The 17,086-nt window shown below is 66.6% G+C and carries 15 protein-coding genes; 7 read left to right on the forward strand and 8 right to left on the reverse strand.

What is annotated here, in order from left to right; genetic code table 11:
• The 7 genes from MWN33_RS16290 to MWN33_RS16320 all read right to left on the reverse strand — a co-directional run.
• Positions 1–1,316: beta strand repeat-containing protein (locus tag MWN33_RS16290; protein ID WP_425532017.1), on the reverse strand; the 1,316-nt coding region annotated here is incomplete at its 3' end.
• A 591-nt stretch (positions 1,317–1,907) separates the two neighbouring features.
• Positions 1,908–2,393, reverse strand: coding sequence for a BA14K family protein (locus tag MWN33_RS16295; RefSeq protein ID WP_247202101.1), 486 nt, complete (start codon positions 2,391–2,393; stop codon positions 1,908–1,910).
• Between the two features lie 208 nt (positions 2,394–2,601).
• The gene (locus MWN33_RS16300) at positions 2,602–3,036 is read right to left on the reverse strand and encodes a GlcG/HbpS family heme-binding protein (protein ID WP_247202102.1); all 435 of its coding nucleotides are present in this window, start codon (positions 3,034–3,036) and stop codon (positions 2,602–2,604) included.
• Entirely contained in the window at positions 3,033–4,571 is a 1,539-nt protein-coding gene (locus MWN33_RS16305; RefSeq protein WP_247202103.1) for a tripartite tricarboxylate transporter permease, read from the reverse strand. The genes MWN33_RS16300 and MWN33_RS16305 overlap by 4 nt, the downstream gene beginning before the upstream one ends.
• A 10-nt stretch (positions 4,572–4,581) precedes the next feature.
• Positions 4,582–5,094 (reverse strand): tripartite tricarboxylate transporter TctB family protein, encoded by a 513-nt coding sequence (locus MWN33_RS16310; protein ID WP_247202104.1) that lies wholly within the window; start codon positions 5,092–5,094, stop codon positions 4,582–4,584.
• Positions 5,095–5,229: 135 nt separating this feature from the next.
• On the reverse strand, positions 5,230–6,213 hold the full coding sequence (locus MWN33_RS16315) for a Bug family tripartite tricarboxylate transporter substrate binding protein (protein ID WP_247202273.1): 984 nt from the start codon (positions 6,211–6,213) through the stop codon (positions 5,230–5,232).
• Between the two features lie 157 nt (positions 6,214–6,370).
• On the reverse strand, positions 6,371–9,346 hold the full coding sequence (locus MWN33_RS16320; RefSeq protein ID WP_247202105.1) for an FAD-binding and (Fe-S)-binding domain-containing protein: 2,976 nt from the start codon (positions 9,344–9,346) through the stop codon (positions 6,371–6,373).
• Positions 9,347–9,539: 193 nt separating this feature from the next.
• Between MWN33_RS16320 and MWN33_RS16325 the strand changes: the two genes are divergently transcribed.
• Entirely contained in the window at positions 9,540–10,745 is a 1,206-nt protein-coding gene (locus MWN33_RS16325) for a pyridoxal-phosphate-dependent aminotransferase family protein (protein WP_247202106.1), read from the forward strand.
• A gap of 55 nt (positions 10,746–10,800) precedes the next feature.
• Complete coding sequence (locus tag MWN33_RS16330; protein ID WP_247202107.1) at positions 10,801–11,535, forward strand: GntR family transcriptional regulator; 735 nt, start codon at positions 10,801–10,803, stop codon at positions 11,533–11,535.
• A 113-nt stretch (positions 11,536–11,648) separates the two neighbouring features.
• Here the strand turns inward: MWN33_RS16330 and MWN33_RS16335 are convergent, their stop codons facing one another.
• A complete protein-coding gene (locus MWN33_RS16335; protein ID WP_247202108.1) occupies positions 11,649–12,248 on the reverse strand; it encodes an FMN-dependent NADH-azoreductase in 600 nt (199 codons plus the stop codon).
• A gap of 62 nt (positions 12,249–12,310) precedes the next feature.
• Here MWN33_RS16335 and MWN33_RS16340 point away from each other — a divergent pair, with 62 nt between their 5' ends.
• The 5 genes from MWN33_RS16340 to MWN33_RS16360 all read left to right on the forward strand — a co-directional run bounded on the left by MWN33_RS16340 (position 12,311) and on the right by MWN33_RS16360 (position 17,003).
• Positions 12,311–12,763 carry a winged helix-turn-helix transcriptional regulator gene (locus tag MWN33_RS16340; protein WP_281493825.1) on the forward strand — a complete coding sequence of 151 codons (453 nt, stop codon included), beginning with the start codon at positions 12,311–12,313 and terminating at the stop codon, positions 12,761–12,763.
• Between the two features lie 261 nt (positions 12,764–13,024).
• A complete protein-coding gene (locus MWN33_RS16345; RefSeq protein ID WP_247202110.1) occupies positions 13,025–14,029 on the forward strand; it encodes a Bug family tripartite tricarboxylate transporter substrate binding protein in 1,005 nt (334 codons plus the stop codon).
• Between the two features lie 105 nt (positions 14,030–14,134).
• Positions 14,135–14,614, forward strand: a complete 480-nt coding sequence (locus MWN33_RS16350; RefSeq protein ID WP_247202111.1) for a tripartite tricarboxylate transporter TctB family protein — start codon at positions 14,135–14,137, stop codon at positions 14,612–14,614.
• A gap of 35 nt (positions 14,615–14,649) precedes the next feature.
• Positions 14,650–16,179, forward strand: coding sequence for a tripartite tricarboxylate transporter permease (locus MWN33_RS16355; protein WP_247202112.1), 1,530 nt, complete (start codon positions 14,650–14,652; stop codon positions 16,177–16,179).
• A gap of 83 nt (positions 16,180–16,262) precedes the next feature.
• A complete protein-coding gene (locus tag MWN33_RS16360; protein WP_247202113.1) occupies positions 16,263–17,003 on the forward strand; it encodes a GntR family transcriptional regulator in 741 nt (246 codons plus the stop codon).
• The last annotated feature ends 83 nt before the right edge of the window (positions 17,004–17,086 follow it).

The raw sequence follows: 17,086 nt of genomic DNA on the forward strand, positions 1-17,086 counted from the left end.
CCGGAGATCACGCTGTTCCAGGTCAGCACATCGGTGCCGTCGACCTGGATGGTCGAGGCGGCATCGAAGCTGGTGGCGAAGGCCGAGGAGGTCGTGAAACTTTGCCCCGCGATGAGCGTGCCGCCGCCGAAGCTGAAGGTCGAATTGGCGTTGCCGCCCGTCAGGCCGCCGGCCGTCAGCGTGCCGCCGTCGAGGGAATAGCTGCCCGTGCCGGTGCTGTTGCCGAAGGTGATAGCGCCGACCACCGTCGCGGCGCCGCCCGTCTGCACGACCTCTCCGCTACCGGTGCTGGAGGCGATGCGCAGCCCGCCGTTCATCGTCGAACTGCCGCCGGAAAGCACATAGGAGCCCGCGCCGGCGGAGCCGATGGTAACGGGGCCGACCGCCGCGAAGGTGCCCCCGCTCTGCAGGAAGCTGCCCGTCGTGCCGGCGTCACGGCCGAAAACCATTCCCGCCGTGCCGTCGAGATTGAAGGTTCCGGCCCGCAGATCATACGTCGCCTGCCCGCCGGCGCTGCCCGAGCCGAGCCAGAACGCATTGCCGCCCGTGTCGATCGACACCAGCGAGCCGGCACCGTCCTGCACGATCTTGCCGGTGCCGCCATCCGTGCCGATGAAGAGTTGCGTACCGCTGCCCGAGGTGACGTCGGTCGTGGTGAACTGGGCGTTGCCGGTGATGTTGAGCGTGCCGTTGCCGCCCGCGCTTTCGCCGATATAGATCGTCGAGCCGGGCGTCAGGTCGAAGCTGCCGCCGCTCATATTATAGGTGCCGCTGCCCCCGCCGACGCCCAGCTGGAAGGCGCTGCCGTCGAGATCAACCGCGCCGCCGGACTGGTTGAAGGCGCCGATTCCCGTGTAACCGACGTTGAGCACCGAATAGCCGCCGTCCTTGCCGAGCGACAGCGTGCCGCCGGTCATGCCGACCGAACCCTCGACACCCGCGCCACGGCCGACGTTGAAGCGGCCATTGCCGACGAAATCGACGCCCGCGCCGGCGCCGATGCCGAAATTCGCGCCGTTCTCGACATTGACGTTCGCGCCGCCGGCCGAAGTGCTCGGATCGGTGACGAAATTGAGCTGTATGCCCTGGGCCAGGCCCGGAAGCGCCAGATCCGAGCCGATGACGACATTGCCCGAGGTCGTGCCGACGCTGATATTAACGGTGTCGTTGTCGCCGGGCTGCGTCGCCTGGGGAATGAGCGTGTCGAAGCCGACCTGGCCGGAGCCGTTCAACGTCTCGGCCCGCGCAGGTGCCGCATGGGTGGTGGCGAGAACGGTTACGGCACCAAAGAGCACGCCCGCGCGCGCCGCACGCATGCCAAGCCCGGCCAGAGAAAACTGCCGGTCCGACACCGACCCCACGCTCACCAGCGCCGTCGAACGACGTAGAACGTTGACAAGACGTTTCTTTTCGCAAACGGCGCGCGATTCGACGATCATATCGGATTCCCAGCAAGCCCACCCGGCTGGGAACATAAACAGTATATTGAGCCGCGCAAATCACAATCTGAGCGATATCGCCGCAGTCGATGAGCGTAGTCGGACGCCACTCGTCCGTGGCCCATAGTGAAACGTGCCTGCGGATGAACAGGCGCGGGCTGCCTCGTACCCGAACGCTAAGCCTCGACTCTCCGTGAGGAGGCCAAGATTCACTTATTAGAATGATATAAGCCTGCGGATATTGTCATCCCAACGCCGTTTTGTAACGAATCGTAACGTTTCAAGCGTTTCTGATTTTGAATTACATTCAATCATAATAGGCCCTTCCGTCCCGGGCATCCCGGTTCCGGCGACGCGCGGTTTGACTCGCCGGACGCTCCGCCGGCCGCGCCGCTGGCGTCGATCGAAGCCAACAAAAAGCCCGGCCTCGCGGCCGGGCTTCGCATGGTCATCGGGCGGAACGTGCGCTCAGTAGGGCGAGACGCACTGCTGGCGCGGCCCGTTATAGGGCTGGAAGGTGTTGTCGGACGCCCGGTACGAGCGGTACTGGCTCGCGCACCACTGGACATGGGCGCTGCCGCCGCCGGAATAACTCGGCTGGCTCGCCGCCGCACCCAGCGCACCGCCGATAATCGCACCGGCAGCAAAGGCGCCGGCCGGGAACCACCAGCCATTATACTGGCGATAGCCGGGGCGGTAATAGTTGTAGCCCTGATAGCCATTGTAATAGTGGTTGCGGCCGCTGGCCCAATAACCGCGGCGCGCGCCCTGGCGATAACCCTGACGCTGGCCCTGGCGGTAGCCCTGACGATAGCCCGGCCGGTACTGCACCTGCTCGATATTCGAACTCGACTGCGCCACGGGCTGCGGCACGAACGGCGCAGATATCGCCGGCATTACGCTCGATGTGACGACCATCGCCGCCGTCGCGATGGCAATAGAGAGCTTTTTCATAGTATATTCCTCCGAACTACAACCATTACACAGGATGTAACGGCTGCTCCATGAATGCTCCCTGAACGAAATCTGCGGCGAGATTTCATATTCCTGAACATACGTTCAGAATAGTCAGACACAGCATTCTCGAAGGGCAAACGTATAAGGGCGCGCAGGGTTCCCGCGCGCCCTCACAGGACGGTATCACGTTCGTATTGGGCCGGGGTCAGTCGGCGCCGGCGTCGGCCTTGAGGCCGGCCGCCTCGATGCCGGCGATGGCCGCCGCCTCGTCGTTCTCCGAGGTGTCGCCGGAGATGCCGACCGCGCCGACGATCTCGCCGTCCGCGTCGCGGATCAGCACGCCGCCGGGCACCGGCACCAGCGCGCCGCCAACCACGTCCGTCACCGAGGCGACGAAGAAAGCCTGCTCCTTGGCGCGCTTGAAGATCGAGCGCGAGCCCATGCCGAGCGAGAGCGCGCCATAGGCCTTGCCGTGCGCGACCTCGAAGCGCTTCAGGCTGGTGCCATCCTCGGCGGCGGAGACCTTCACCGCCCCGCGCGCGTCGAGCACCACGACGGCCATCGGCTTGAAGTTGCCCTTGCGTATGGTGTCGAGGGCGGTGGACAGGATCGTCTGGGCGGCGTTCAGGGTCAGGCTCATGGGCGGCTGGTCTCGCTGCTGGCCGCGCCCGCGGGCGTACGCCCCGAGCCGCGGATCATGTCGAAGAGCTTCCCGATAAGCGGCCAGAACAGCATGATCAAGGCCAGCGTGGTGATGGTGCCCACCAGCTTGTTCGACCAGAAGATGCCGAGCCCGCCGTCGAGCCCGATCATGGACTGACGGAACGCGTCCTCCGCCTTGTCGCCCAGCACGAGCGCCAGAGTCATCGGCGCCAGCGGGATGCCGATCTTCTTGAACACATAGCCGACGATGCCGAAGCCGAGCATCAGCCAGATGTCGAACATGGCGTTCTGCACGGCGAAGGCGCCGACCGCGCAGGAGACGATGATCATCGGGGCGATGGTGGCGAAGGGCACGCGCAGCACGGAGGCGAACAGCGGCACGGTGGCGAGCACGATGATGAGCCCGGCGATGTTGCCCAGATACATGGAGGCGATGAGGCCCCACACGAAGTCCTTCTGCTCGACGAAGAGCAGCGGGCCGGGCTGCAGGCCCCACACCATCAGTCCGCCGAGCAGCACCGCCGCCGTGCCCGAGCCGGGAATGCCGAGCGCCAGCATGGGAAGCAGCGCCGAGGTGCCGGCGGCGTGGGCGGCGGTCTCGGGCGCGAGCACGCCCTCGATCTTGCCCTTGCCGAACTGCGCGCCGTCCCGCGAGAAGCGCTTGGCGAGGTTGTAGCCCATGAAGGAGGCGGCGATGGCGCCGCCCGGCGTCACGCCGAGCCAGCAGCCGATGGCGCTGGACCGCAGCAGCGTCATCCAGTAGCGCGGCAGCGTCATCCAGGTGCGCCACACGACCGTGAGGCGGATCTTGGCCTCCTGGCCTTTGAAGGCGAGGTGCTCTTCCATAGCCAGCAGGATTTCGGAGATGCCGAACAGGCCGATCACCGCGACGAGGAAGTCGAAGCCGCGCAGCAGTTCGACCGAGCCGAAGGTCATGCGCAACTCGCCCGACACCGTGTCCATGCCGACCGCCGCCAGCAGGAAGCCGATGGTGAGCGAGATGATGATCTTGTGGCGGGCTTCCTTGCCGAGTCCGACGAAGGAGCAGAAGGTCAGCATGTAGACGGCGAAGAATTCCGGCGGCCCGAAGCGCAGCGCGAAGCTGGCGATCCACGGCGCGAGGAAGGTGATGAGCATCACCGCGACGATCGAGCCGACGAAAGAGGCGGTGAACGCCGCCGTCAGCGCCTCGGCCGCCTCGCCCTTCTGGGCCATCGGGTAGCCGTCGAAGGTGGTCGCCACCGACCACGCCTCGCCCGGTATGTTGAACAGGATCGAGGTGATGGCGCCGCCGAACAGCGCGCCCCAGTAGATGCAGGACAGCAGCACGATGGCCGAGGTCGGGTCCATCGTGAAGGTCAGCGGCAGCAGGATGGCGACGCCGTTGGGGCCGCCGAGGCCGGGCAGCACGCCCACCAGGATGCCGAGGCAGATGCCGATCAGCATCAGCGCCATGTTGTGGAAGGTCAGCAGTACGCCGAAGCCGTGGAACAGTGAATCGAGTGCTTCCATCGGGCCCTCCTCAGAAACCGAACGCCGCTTCGAGCGGGCCCTTGGGCAGCAGGACGTTGAACTGGACGTCGAAGATGTAGAACATCAGCCCGGAGAAGATCAGGCCGGTCAGCACCGACTTCCAGGGCGAGAGCCTGCCGATCACGATCATGAACAGCGAGACGAAGACGAAGCTCGCCACGTAGAGCCCCACCACCTGAACGAGGAAGACGAACAGGATGGTGGGGATGAACACGCGCAGCACGCGCCCGAAGGCGGAGCGGCCGACGAACACCTCGTCGCGCAAATCCACGCTGCGCAGCACCGAGACGATGCCGACGATGGCGGCGCCGCCGAGCAGGACGGAGAGGTAGAAGGGGAAATAGCCCGCCTGCGGCCCGTCGGGAGCCCAGCCGGCGCCGATCCGCCAATTGTCCCAGCCAAGGAAGACAGCAACGGCCAGCAGCAGCGCCATCACCACGAGTTCGACGCTGCGCGTCGACACCAGCGCGGGATCGACCTCCGCGTTCGGGTCATTCGACATCGGTATTCTCCAGAAAGGGGCGGGCCGCTCGCGCGCGACCGGACGCGGGAGGGCCTCGGGAGGCTCCCGGCGAGGCACCGCGCAGGCAGGACAACGTCGGCGCCCGTCACGCGGGCGCCGACGCGTCGGACGGCATCAGTTGGTGGCGACGAAGCCGGACTGGGTCATCAGGTCCTTGTAGAGGGCCTCGTCCTTCTCAAGGAACTTGACCATCTCGGCGCCCTTGAGGTCGGACGGCTTGAGGGCCTGCTTCTCGAGGTATTCCTTGAACTCGGCGGTCTCGACGAGCTTGCCGAGCATGGTCTGGTAGAAGGCGACCTGATCGGGCGTCACGCCGGAGGGCAGGAACACGCCGCGCAGCATGATCCACTGGAAGTCGATGCCCTGCGACTTGCAGGTCGGGATGTCCTTCCAGGACTTGTCGGCCGTCACCTTGGCCGGGTAGTCCATCACCTCGTTGTCGAACACGCACAGCGCCTTCACTTGGCCGGCGCGCCACACGGCGACGTTCTCGGACGGGTTGTTGACGTTGACCTTGATGTGGTCGCCGACGAGCTGGGTGGCCGCCTCGCCGCCCGACTTGTAGGGGATGTAGCTGAACTTAACGCCGGCGATGCGCTCGACCGCGGCGGTGAGAATGTGATCTTCGCGCTTGGAGCCGGTGCCGCCCATCTTGTAGGCGCCCTCGGGCTCCTTCTTCATCGCGGCCACGAGGTCCTGCGCCGTGTTGTAGGGCGCGTTGGCATTGACCCACAGCACGAAGTTGTCGAAGGCGAGAATGCTGATCGGGGTCAGCTTGCGCCAGTCGAAGGGCAGCTTGTTGGCGAGCGGCAACGTGTAGATGGCCGAGTTGGAGATGACCATCTTGTAGGGATCGCCGGGGCTGCCCAGCATGTCCATCAGGCCCTCGCCGCCATTGGCGCCGCCCTTCAGCGTCACAATGATCGGGGTCGGGGACAGCTTATTGTTCTGGATGGCGGCCTGCATCATGCGGGCCATCTGGTCGGAAGCGCCGCCGGCGCCGGCGGGAACGATGATCTCGATGGGCTTGGTGGGCTGCCAGTCCGCAAGGGCCGCAGAAGCGGTGAGCGCGAGGCCCGACAGGCAGGCGGCGAGCATGGCGGCGCGTTTAGAGACGAAGCTCATAGCGTGTGTCCTCTCTTGTGATGGCGCCCGTTTTTCCGAGCGTCCGATGCGTTTCCGAAGTCTTCTTTTGAGTTATGCATTCATAATGCAAAACGTCGGCATCTAAATCAAGCGATCTCTTCGTTCTCCCCTATTCCGCCGCTTCCAGCCGGCGCAGCGCGCCGCCATCGCGGGCGGCCGCCGCGCTGCGGGCCAGCACCTGCACGACATGCACCGCGTCGCGGTCGGCGCCGTCGTGGATCTGGTGACGGCAGGAGGTGCCGTCGGCAACCACCAGCGTGCCGGGCTCGGCCTTGCGCACCGCCGGCAGCAGCGAAAGCTCCGCCATGGCGAGCGAGGTGTCGATGGTCTCGGAGTGGTAGCCGAACGCGCCGGCCATGCCGCAGCAGCTCGATTCCACCGTCTCGACATGCAGCCCCGGCACGAGGCGCAGCGCCTTCTCCACCGCGCCCATAACGCCAAAGGACTTCTGGTGGCAGTGCCCGTGCAGCAGCGCCTTCTCGGCCACCGGCGCTAGCGGCAGGTCGAAGCGGCCGGCGTCGATCTCGCGGGCGATGAACTCCTCGATCAGCAGCGCATGGGCAGAGAGCTTCTGCGTCCCCTCCCCCGGCAGCATGGAGGGCAACTCGTCGCGGAAGGCGAGCAGGCAGCTCGGCTCCAGCCCCACCACCGGCACGCCGCGCGCCACGAAGGGGGCGTAGGTCTCCACAACGCGCCGCGCCTCGGCCTTCGCTTCGTCGACGAGGCCGGCGGAAAGGAAGGTGCGTCCGCAGCACAGGGCACGCCTGCTGCCATCCACCGGGCGCGGCATGTGCACGCGGTAGCCTGCCGCGACCAGCACTTCCAGCGCGGCGACGACGTTCTCCTTCTCGAACCAGCGGTTGAAGGTGTCGGCGAACAGCACCACCTCGCGGCCGTCCGCCGGGCCAAAGGCGACGGCCTCCTCGCGGAAAGCGTCGGCGCGCCAGCGCGGCAGGCTGCGGCGGGCGGAGAACTGGGCGACGATTTCCGAAAGCATCGCAGCCCCCGGCAGGCTGTCGCGCAGGTTCAGCAGCCACGGCACCTTCGAGGCCAGCCCCGCATAGCGCGGCATATAGGCGACGAGGCGCTGGTGGAGGCTGACGCCCTTGGCCTTCGCCCGCGCCGCCAGCGCCTCGATCTTCATCTTGGCCATGTCGACGCCGGTCGGGCATTCGCGCCGGCAGCCCTTGCAGGAAACGCACAGCTTCAGCGTCTCCATCATCTCGTCGGAGGCCAGCGCATCCGGACCGAGCCGGCCCGATATGGCGAGCCGCAGCGTGTTGGCGCGCCCGCGCGTCACATCCTTCTCGTCGCGGGTGACACGGTAGCTCGGGCACATGACGCCGCCGGCCGTCTTCCGGCAGGCGCCGTTGTTGTTGCACATCTCGATGGCGCCCTGCAGGCCGCCGCCCTCGCCGGAATAGCCGGTCCAGTCGAGCGCCGCCTTGATCGGTTGCACCTTGTAGTCCGGCGCGTAGCGGAACAGGCTGCGGTCGTCGAATTTCGGCGCCCGCACGATCTTGCCGGGGTTGTAGAGCCCGTTCGGGTCGAAGCGGTCCTTCACCTGCTCGAAGGCGCGCACCAGCCGGGTGCCGAACATCGGCTCGTGGAACTCCGAGCGCACGATGCCGTCGCCATGCTCGCCCGAATGCGAGCCCTTGTACTCGCGCACCATGGCGAAGGCTTCCTCGGCGATGGCGCGCATCGCCTTCACGTCCTTTTCCAGACGCAGGTTCAGCACCGGGCGCACATGCAGGCATCCCTCGGAGGCGTGCGCGTACCACGTGCCCTTGGTGCCGTTCTTCTCGAACACTTCCGTCAGCCGCGCCGTGTAGTCGGCGAGGTGCGGCAGCGGGACGGCGCAATCCTCGACGAAGGAGACGGGCTTACCCGCCTGCTTCATCGACATCATGATGTTGAGACCCGAGGTGCGCACATCTGCGATGGCCGCCTGCAGCCCCGCCTCGCGCACGGCGACGACGCCGCCCCAGCGCGCACCCTCGCGATCCCAGCCGAAGCCGAGATCGCCCATCGTGTCTTCGAGGAGCTTCAGCCGGCGCTCGTTCTCCGCCTCGTCCTCGGCGAACTCGACCAGCAGGATGGCGTCCGGCGTGCCGCGCACGAACTGGCGCAGCGTCGACTGGAACATCGGGATTTCACTGGCGAGCGCCAGCAGGGTGGAATCGACCAGTTCCACCGCAATGGGCTTGAGCTTCACCAGGTGCTGGGCCGCGTCCATCGCCTGATAGAAGCTGCCGAAATGGCAGGCGCCGATCACCTTCTTGCCGATCAGCGGCCAGAGCTTCAGCTCGATACGGGTGGAATAGGCGAGCGTGCCTTCCGAGCCGACGAGGATGTGGGCGAGGTTGTAGCCGCGCTCGCCCGGCACCAGCGCGTCGAGATTGTAGCCGCCGACGCGGCGCTGCACGCTGGGGAAGCGCGCCGCCACCTCCGCCGCCTCGCGGGCGCCGAGATCGAGCAGGTCGCGGGCGAGCGGCGCCAGCGGGGAATCGAGCGGCAGGTCTGCGAGGTTGTGGTCGACCGTGCCGAAATGCGCCTTGGTGCCGTCCGCCAGCATGGCGTCAATGGACAGCACATTGTCCCGCATCGTGCCGTAGCGCAGCGAGCGCCCGCCGCAGCTGTTGTTGCCGGCCATGCCGCCGATCGTGGCGCGCGAGGCGGTCGACACGTCCACCGGATACCACAGGCCGTGCTTCTTGAGCTGGCGGTTCAGGTCGTCGAGCACGATACCCGGCTCGACGATGCAGCGCCGGCCCTCGACGTCGAGTTCGAGGATGCGGTTGAGGTGCTTTGAGCCGTCGATGACGAGGGATTCGTTGATGGTCTGGCCGCATTGCGAGGTGCCGCCGCCGCGCGGGGTGACGGGAATGCCCTCGGCGCGGGCCAGCGCGATGGCGCGCTCGGCCTCTTCGGTCGTGCGGGGCACGACGACCCCCAGCGGCATGATCTGGTAGAAGGAGGCATCGGTGGCATAGCGCCCGCGGTTGAAGCGGTCGAACCACACATCTCCGGAAACTTCCGCCTTCAGACGCCGCTCCAGACCGGGCGTCAGCCGTGCCGCCATGATGTTCTCACTCCCATGCGCCCATCTGTGCGGGACCGCGAGCGGCCCCCATGGACTTGACCGCATTTTGCATTCATAATTCATTTATGCAAGATGGAACGCGCCGGGTGCGTGTTCCCGGCATTCCGTCGATAAACTTGCCGTCGATCAAGCGGCGCGCATCAACCGGCGCCGACCAAGGGAGAGAACACAGATGTCCAGCAATGCCGCCCGGGTCGCGGGTCGTCATTTCCTGCAGATTCCGGGCCCGACCCCGGTGCCCGACCGCATCCTGCGCGCGATGGACATGCCGACCATCGACCACCGCGGCCCCGAGTTCCAGAAGCTCGGCAAGCGCGTTCTGGAAGGCATGAAGAGCGTCTTCAAGACCGCCAACCCGGTCATCATCTACCCCGCCTCCGGCACCGGCGCGTGGGAAGCCGCGCTCGCCAACGTGCTCTCCCCCGGCGACAAGGTGCTGATGTTCGAGACCGGCCACTTCGCCACGCTGTGGAAGAACATGGCCATCAAGCTCGGCCTGCATCCCGAATTCATCGGCTCGGACTGGCGCATCGGCGCCGATGCCGACGCTATCGAGGCCCGGCTGCGCGAGGACAAGAACCACGAGCTCAAGGCGGTCTGCGTGGTCCATAACGAGACCTCGACCGGCTGCACCTCGCGCATCGCCGAGGTCCGCAAGGCCATCGACAATGCCGGCCACCCCGCCCTGCTGCTGGTCGACACCATCTCCTCGCTGGCCTCGATCGACTACCGCCATGACGAATGGGGCGTCGACGTCACCGTCTCCGGCTCGCAGAAGGGCCTGATGCTGCCGCCGGGCCTGTCCTTCAACGCCATCTCGCCCAAGGCGCTGGCGGCCGCCAAGAAGTCCAGCATGCCCAAGCTGTTCTGGTCGTGGGAGGAGATGATCCCCCATAACGAGAAGGGCTTCTTCCCCTACACGCCCGGCACCAACCTGCTCTACGGCCTCGCCGAGGCGATCGACATGCTGCACGAGGAAGGGCTCGATAACGTCTTCGCCCGCCACGACCGCCATGCCGAGGCGACCCGCCGCGCCGTCCGCGCCTGGGGCCTCGAGATTCTCTGCCGCGACCCGAAGTACTATTCCTCGGTGCTGACGGCCGTGGTGATGCCGGAGGGGCACGACGCCGACGCCTTCCGCGAGAAGACGCTGAACCATTTCGACATGTCGCTCGGCACCGGCCTCACCAAGCTGTCGGGCCGCGTGTTCCGCATCGGGCATCTGGGCGACACCAACGACCTCACCATCCTGGGCGCCCTCGCCGGCGTCGAGATGGGGCTGTCGGTGGCCGGCGTCCCGCACAAGAAGGGCGGCGCGCAGGCGGCGATGGACTATCTCGCCGAGTGCGCCTCCGGCACGCTGAGCGCCGCTGCGTGAGGTACCGGGCCCGGCCGGCTTGCGAAATCCGCCGGCCGGGTCAATTTAGGAGCACATGACACTTCATGCCGCGCCGGGCGCGCGGCTTCGGGAGACCCGCCGCATGGCGATGTCGGATACGGCGATCATTCCGCGGCGCAGCCTGCATGACGAGCTGGCCGCACAGCTGCGCGACATGCTGATGCGCGGCGACCTCAAGGCCGGCGACAAGATCTCCGAACAGGCGCTGTGCCAGCGCTTCGGCGTTTCCCGCACGCCGCTGCGCGAAGCGCTGAAGGTGCTCGCAAACGAGGGTCTGCTGATTCTCTCGCCCAATCGCGGGGCGAGCGTCGCGCGCGTGTCGCCCGATGAGGTGGACGAGCTGTTCCCGATCATGGGGGCGCTGGAGGCGGTGGCGGGCGAGACCGCCTGCGCCCGCGCCACCGACGCCGACGTCGCCGCCGTCCAGGCCATGCATGACGAGATGCTGGTGCACTACCGGGCCGGCGATCCCGCCGCCTATCTCAGGCTCAACCGCGCCATCCACGAGAAATTCTTCGACATCGCCGGCAACCACGCTCTGTCGCAGCTCTACCAGACGCTCATGGTGCGGATCCACGCGGTGCGCTTCATCGCCCAGAAATCCAGCGACCGCTGGCGCGAGGCGGTGGACGACCACGAGGAGATGATGGCGGCGCTGCGCGCTCGCGACGGCGCGCGGCTCGGCGCCATCCTCAAGCTGCACCTGCGGCACAAGGCGGCGATGGTGCACGAATCGCTCGATCCGCCGGAGAGCCGCGCGGCCGAGTAGCGGGCCTTCTTCGGACAGAACGTCATCCCGGCCGCAGCGAAGCGGAGAGCCGGGCCCGCTATCCGTTCCGCACGCGATTCCGGATCGGCCTATGGCCGCCCGAACAGGCCGCCTCACGCCGCCTTCAGTTCGGCCGCGCTCCTGAGCGCGCCCTCCAGCGCCGCCTCGCGCTGGCCGGCCGCGATGCCGTCCGCCGCGATAAATTCCGGCGTGATGCCGATGAAGCCGAACACCCAGCGCAGATAGGTCTCGGCATGCTCGGCCGCCGTGGCGAAGCCCGGATCGGCATAGTGGCCGCCGCGCGCCAGCGCCACGATGACCCGCTTGTTGCCGGCAAGGCCCGTCACCGCGCCGTCCGCGCCATAGGCGAAGGTCTTGCCCGGCACGAGGATGCGGTCGATCCAGGCGCGCAGTTGCGTCGGAATCGAGAAATTATACATCGGCGCCCCGATCACCACGATGTCGGCGGCGAGGAAGGCGTCGAGCGCCTGCTGGCTCGCCGCGTCGCCCTTGCCGCCGGAAAGCGGATGGTCGGCGGGCATGCTGGCGGGCGTGGCGTGCGGCAGCGGCTCGGCCGCGAGGTCGCGGTAGACCACCTTCAGCGCCGGATCGGCCTGCGTCAGGCGCGCGACGATGGCGGCGCTCACCTGGCGGCTGACCGAATGATCGCCGAGGATGGAGGAATCGAGGTGCAGGAGGATCGCGTTCGACATGGAGGACCTTCAGTGCCAAGGTTACGAATTGTGACCTGGACTAATTAGGTGCCTATCCCTATATGCCGCAAGAACGCACAATTCTCATACCGAGGCACACCGAAGTGACTGAGGAACATCACGATTTGCAGAGCGAGAGCTGCCGCGGCGTCAGCCGTGTGCTGGCGCGCATCGGCGACAAATGGAGCGTGCTGATCGTCATGATGCTGGCGGACGGCCCGCGCCGCTTCAACGAGATGAAGCGGATGATCGACGGCATTTCCCAGCGCATGCTCACTCTCACCCTGCGCGGGCTGGAGCGTGACGGGCTGGTCTCGCGCACCGTCTACCCCACCATTCCCCCGCGCGTGGATTATGAGCTCACCCCGCTCGGCCATTCGCTGCGCGAGCCGGTGATGGCGCTCGGCCAATGGGCGCAGGCGAACCTCGACCACATCGCCGACGCGCAGGCGCGTTTCGACCGCCGTACCGCTGCCGAAAGCGAGCCAGCGGGCCTCCGCCCTGTGGCGTATTGAGCGCGCCGCTCCTGCCGGCGCCCTGTCCTGACACCGGCACGGCGGGTACCCTCTCGATTTATCCTATTGATATAATTAGATATTTTCCAACTGAGGAACGCGGGCCGCCCTGTCCACACACGCGACATAACGCGCTACGGTGAAATCGCATCTATAATTATTGATGTGAAATGATTGATGCGATAGCGTGCCCGCTAAGAACCGCGAGGCCGGGAACATCATCCTGCCCGCTAAAGAAGTCTCAACAGGGAGAGGACGTTCATGCCCAGTCATGCCCTTACTGCGTTTGCGCTCACGCTTACGGTGGCCCTTCCGGGCGCCGCTCTTGCCGAATGGCAGCCGAACCGCCCGGTCGAGTTCGTGGCGGCGGCCGGACCTGGCGGCGGCACCGACACCTTCGCTCGTGTCGTCCAGTCGGCGCTGAGCAAGAACGAACTGCTCACCACCCCGATCATCGTCGCCAACAAGGCTGGCGGCAGCGGCGCGGAGACCTTCATCTACGCCAAGTCGAACAAGGGCGACCCCTACAAGCTCTATTTCGGCACGCAGGATGCCTATGTCCTGCCGCTCGCCAACAAGCTCTCCTACAGCCTGAAGGACCTCACGCCGGTCGCCGCGCTGGTGTTCGACCCCTTCATCCTCTGGGTGAACCCGAAAGCCTCGGGCATTGAGGACGTGAAGGGCTTCATCGCCAAGGCCAAGGAGGCTCCCGGCCAGATCAAGCTCGGCGGCGCCAAGGCCAAGGAAGCTGACGAGACGCTGATGACCCTCATCGAGCGCTCCACCGGCACGGACCTCACCTACATCCCCTACAAGTCGGGTAGCGAGGCGGCGATCCAGGTGGCCGGCGGCCACATCACCGCCAACGTCAACAATCCGAGCGAGAGCGTCGAGCAGTGGAAGGCGGGCGTGCAGAAGCCGCTCTGCGTGTTCGAGAGCGAGCGTCTCGCCGACAAGACGGTGATCGCCGACGGCATGTCGTGGAACGACGTTCCGACCTGCGTCGAGGCCGGCATAAACGTGCCGAGCTTCGCCCAGCCGCGCACCGTCTGGGCGGCGGCCGACATCCCGCCGGAGGCCCTCGCCTATTATGTCGAGCTCATGACCAAGGCAGTCGCCACCCCGGAGTTCAAGGGCTACGAGGAGCGCGGAGCCCAGATCCCGCGCATGCTGACCGGCGACGCCTTCAAGGACTTCATCAAGAAGCACGAGGCGTCCTACGCCGAGATGTACAAGGCGAATGGCTGGCTGAAGGCCGCCGAGTGAGCCCGAGCTACGGCTGACAGCCCGAGGGGGCGGTGCACCGCCCCCTCATTCCAACACCCGGATCGACGAATGAGCGGGCCCACGCCGCCCGCCCGGAGGGACGTCATGGACATCTCGCGCAACACCATGGAAGTCGCCACCGCCTGCGCGACCGCCGCCGTCGGCGGCATCGTGTGCTACGGCGCCACGCAGAACGGCATCGGCTGGAATGACGGTCCTGAGCCGGGTTATTTCCCGTTCTATATCGGCTGCCTCATCATCGTCGGCAGCCTCGTCACCATCGTCCAGACCGTGCTGCGGCGGACCTCGGTAGCCGACATCTTCATCGACGGCGAGCGGCTGCGCACCGTCGTCGCCTTCTTCCTGCCGATCATGGCGCTGACGCTCGTCTCCGCCTGGCTCGGCCTCTATGTCGGCATGGCGCTCTACACCTTCTACGCCATGCGCGTTTCGGCGGGCTTCCGCACCCACACCGCGCTGTTCACGGCCGCCATCGTGGTCGCGGTCAATTTCGTCATCTTCGAGAAGATCTTCATGGTCCCGCTGCTGAAGGGCCCGATCCTCGAATATTTCGGCATCTACTGAGAACCAAGAAGAAGAGCCAGGGAGAGGACGAGGCCATGGGCAATTTCGGTCAGTTGATGGACGGCTTCGCCGTCGCGCTCACCACCCACCACGTGATGATCATGGTGATGGGCGTGCTGCTCGGTCTCATCGTCGGCGTGCTGCCGGGACTCGGCGCGCCCAACGGCGTGTCGCTGCTGCTGCCGCTGACCTTCACCATGGACCCGATCTCGGCGATCATCCTGCTCACCTCCATGTACTGGGGCGCGCTGTTCGGGGGATCGACCACCTCGATCCTGTTCAACATTCCCGGCGAACCCTCCTCCGTCGCCACCACCTTCGACGGCTACCCCATGGCCAAGCAGGGCCAGGCGGTGCGCGCGCTCACCCTCGCCTTCACCTCGGCGGGTCTGGGGGCACTGACCGGTGTCATCGTCATCACGCTGCTGTCGAGCTGGGTCGCCAGTTTCGCCATGCGCTTCGGCGCGGCCGAATATTTCGCGGTCTATTTCATGGCCTTCGCCAGCTTCATCGGCATGGCCGGCGGCTCGCCCTTCAAGACGCTGGTCTCGATGATGCTCGGCTTCGCCGCCGCCACGGTGGGCATCGACACCATCTCCGGCGAGAGCCGGCTGACCTTCGAGTTCGACGAGCTGATCGGCGGCATTTCCTTCCTCATCGCGGTGATCGGCCTGTTCGGCCTCGGCGAGCTGCTGCTTACCATGGAGGAAGGGCTGAAGTTCGAGGGCGTGAAGGCCAAGCTCGACATCCGCACCATCGCCCGCACCGTCGCCGAAGTGCCGCGCTATTGGGTCACGCTGGTGCGCAGCGCGCTGATCGGCTGCTGGATGGGCATCACGCCGGGCGGCCCGACCGCCGCCTCCTTCATGAGCTACGCGCTCGGCCGCCGTTTCTCGCGCCGCGGCAAGTATTTCGGCAAGGGCGAGCCGGAGGGCATCGTCGCCCCCGAGACCGCCGACCACTCGGCCGGCTCCTGCGCCCTGCTGCCCATGCTGGCGCTCGGCATTCCCGGCTCCGCCACGGCAGCGGTGATGATGGGCGGCCTGATGATCTGGGGCCTGTCGCCCGGCCCGATGCTGTTCTCCACCCGCCCGGACTTCGTGTGGGGCCTCATCGCCTCCATGTATATGGGCAACATCATCGCCGTGGTGCTGGTGCTGGCGACGGTTCCGCTGTTCGCCTTCATCCTGCGCGCGCCCTTCACCGTGGTCGGGCCGATGATCACCATCGTCTGCGTGATCGGCGCGTACACGGTGGCGAACCACGTCTTCGACATCTGGCTGGCGCTGGCCTTCGGCATCGTCGGCTACGTCTTCAAGAAGCTCGATTACCCGCTCGCGCCCTTCGTGCTCGCCATGGTGCTCGGCGACAAGGCGGAGGACGCCTTCCGCCAGGCCATGCTGACCTCGGACGGCTCGCCGGCGATCTTCTTCTCCAACCCGCTGGTCTCCACCATGATGGGCCTCGGCATCCTGCTGCTGTGCCTGCCGCTGATCACCGCCGTCTTCAAGGGCGGGCTGTTCGGCCGGGCGGGCGACGCCGGTGCCCAGGGGAGGTCCGCGTGATCGTCTTCCCGACGCCCGAGTTTCCCGGCTATTCTCCGGAAAGGAAACGCTCAGGCTCGAAGAAGCCGTCAAGGAACCGACGAATGCCGTCTTCGCCCATCGTCCGCCACTCTCTTCACGAATCGCTCGTGGCGCCCCTGCGGGAGATGATCCTGCAGGGCGAGCTGCGGCCCGGCGAGAAGGTGCCGGAGGAGCAGCTCTGCGAACGCTTCGGTGTCTCCCGGACGCCTATCCGCGAGGCGCTGAAGGTGCTGGCCGCCGAGGGCGTGCTGCAGATCCTCCCCCATCGCGGCGCCATCGTCGCGCGCATCACCGAGGAACAGATCGAGGAACTTTTCCCGATCATGGCCTCGCTGGAGCGCCTCGCCGGCATGCTCGCCTGCACCCGCGCCAGCGACGCCGACATCGCCCGCGTGCGCGCGCTGCACGACGAGATGATGCGGCACTTCGAGAAGGGCGAGGAGGTCGAGTATCTGCGCCACAACCGGCTGGTCCACGAATCCTTCTTCGAGCTCGCCGGCAATGTGACGCTCTCGGCCTTCTACCAGCAGATCCTCACCCGCATCCACGCCTGCCGCTTCGTGGTGCGCAAGAGCCGCGAGCATTGGGCCGCCGCCGTCGTCGAGCACGGCCAGATGATCGAGGCGCTGGAAGCGCGCGACGGCCCGCGACTCGGCGCGCTGCTGGAGCTCCACGTAATGGGCACCACCTCCGGCATCGCCCGCGCCTTCATCCGGCGCATCAGCGTGGAAGCGCCCGCCGCGCCGACCGAGGAGCGCGCCCCGGGGCGCGGCCGCCGCGCCGCCAGCACGCTGACCGCCTGAGCACGGGCGCCCCCGCCTTCCGGCGGGCGGCTGTCCGAAAGCCGTAATTATTGATTGTGCATTCGGGCCAGGCCCGGAGTTCG

Source organism: Ancylobacter koreensis, from assembly GCF_023016525.1.
Classification (GTDB): Bacteria; Pseudomonadota; Alphaproteobacteria; order Rhizobiales; family Xanthobacteraceae; genus Ancylobacter; species Ancylobacter koreensis.

Bases quoted from the DNA above. Each gene is read 5' to 3' on its own strand.
- MWN33_RS16340 (WP_281493825.1), top strand. From the start codon at position 12,311: ATGCCGCAAGAACGCACAATTCTCATACCGAGGCACACCGAAGTGACT.
- MWN33_RS16325 (WP_247202106.1), top strand. From the start codon at position 9,540: ATGTCCAGCAATGCCGCCCGGGTCGCGGGTCGTCATTTCCTGCAGATT.
- MWN33_RS16330 (WP_247202107.1), top strand. From the start codon at position 10,801: ATGACACTTCATGCCGCGCCGGGCGCGCGGCTTCGGGAGACCCGCCGC.
- MWN33_RS16305 (WP_247202103.1), bottom strand. From the start codon at position 4,571: ATGGAAGCACTCGATTCACTGTTCCACGGCTTCGGCGTACTGCTGACC.
- MWN33_RS16360 (WP_247202113.1), top strand. From the start codon at position 16,263: ATGCCGTCTTCGCCCATCGTCCGCCACTCTCTTCACGAATCGCTCGTG.
- MWN33_RS16350 (WP_247202111.1), top strand. From the start codon at position 14,135: ATGGACATCTCGCGCAACACCATGGAAGTCGCCACCGCCTGCGCGACC.
- MWN33_RS16300 (WP_247202102.1), bottom strand. From the start codon at position 3,036: ATGAGCCTGACCCTGAACGCCGCCCAGACGATCCTGTCCACCGCCCTC.
- MWN33_RS16310 (WP_247202104.1), bottom strand. From the start codon at position 5,094: ATGTCGAATGACCCGAACGCGGAGGTCGATCCCGCGCTGGTGTCGACG.
- MWN33_RS16345 (WP_247202110.1), top strand. From the start codon at position 13,025: ATGCCCAGTCATGCCCTTACTGCGTTTGCGCTCACGCTTACGGTGGCC.
- MWN33_RS16355 (WP_247202112.1), top strand. From the start codon at position 14,650: ATGGGCAATTTCGGTCAGTTGATGGACGGCTTCGCCGTCGCGCTCACC.
- MWN33_RS16315 (WP_247202273.1), bottom strand. From the start codon at position 6,213: ATGCTCGCCGCCTGCCTGTCGGGCCTCGCGCTCACCGCTTCTGCGGCC.
- MWN33_RS16295 (WP_247202101.1), bottom strand. From the start codon at position 2,393: ATGAAAAAGCTCTCTATTGCCATCGCGACGGCGGCGATGGTCGTCACA.
- MWN33_RS16320 (WP_247202105.1), bottom strand. From the start codon at position 9,346: ATGGCGGCACGGCTGACGCCCGGTCTGGAGCGGCGTCTGAAGGCGGAA.
- MWN33_RS16335 (WP_247202108.1), bottom strand. From the start codon at position 12,248: ATGTCGAACGCGATCCTCCTGCACCTCGATTCCTCCATCCTCGGCGAT.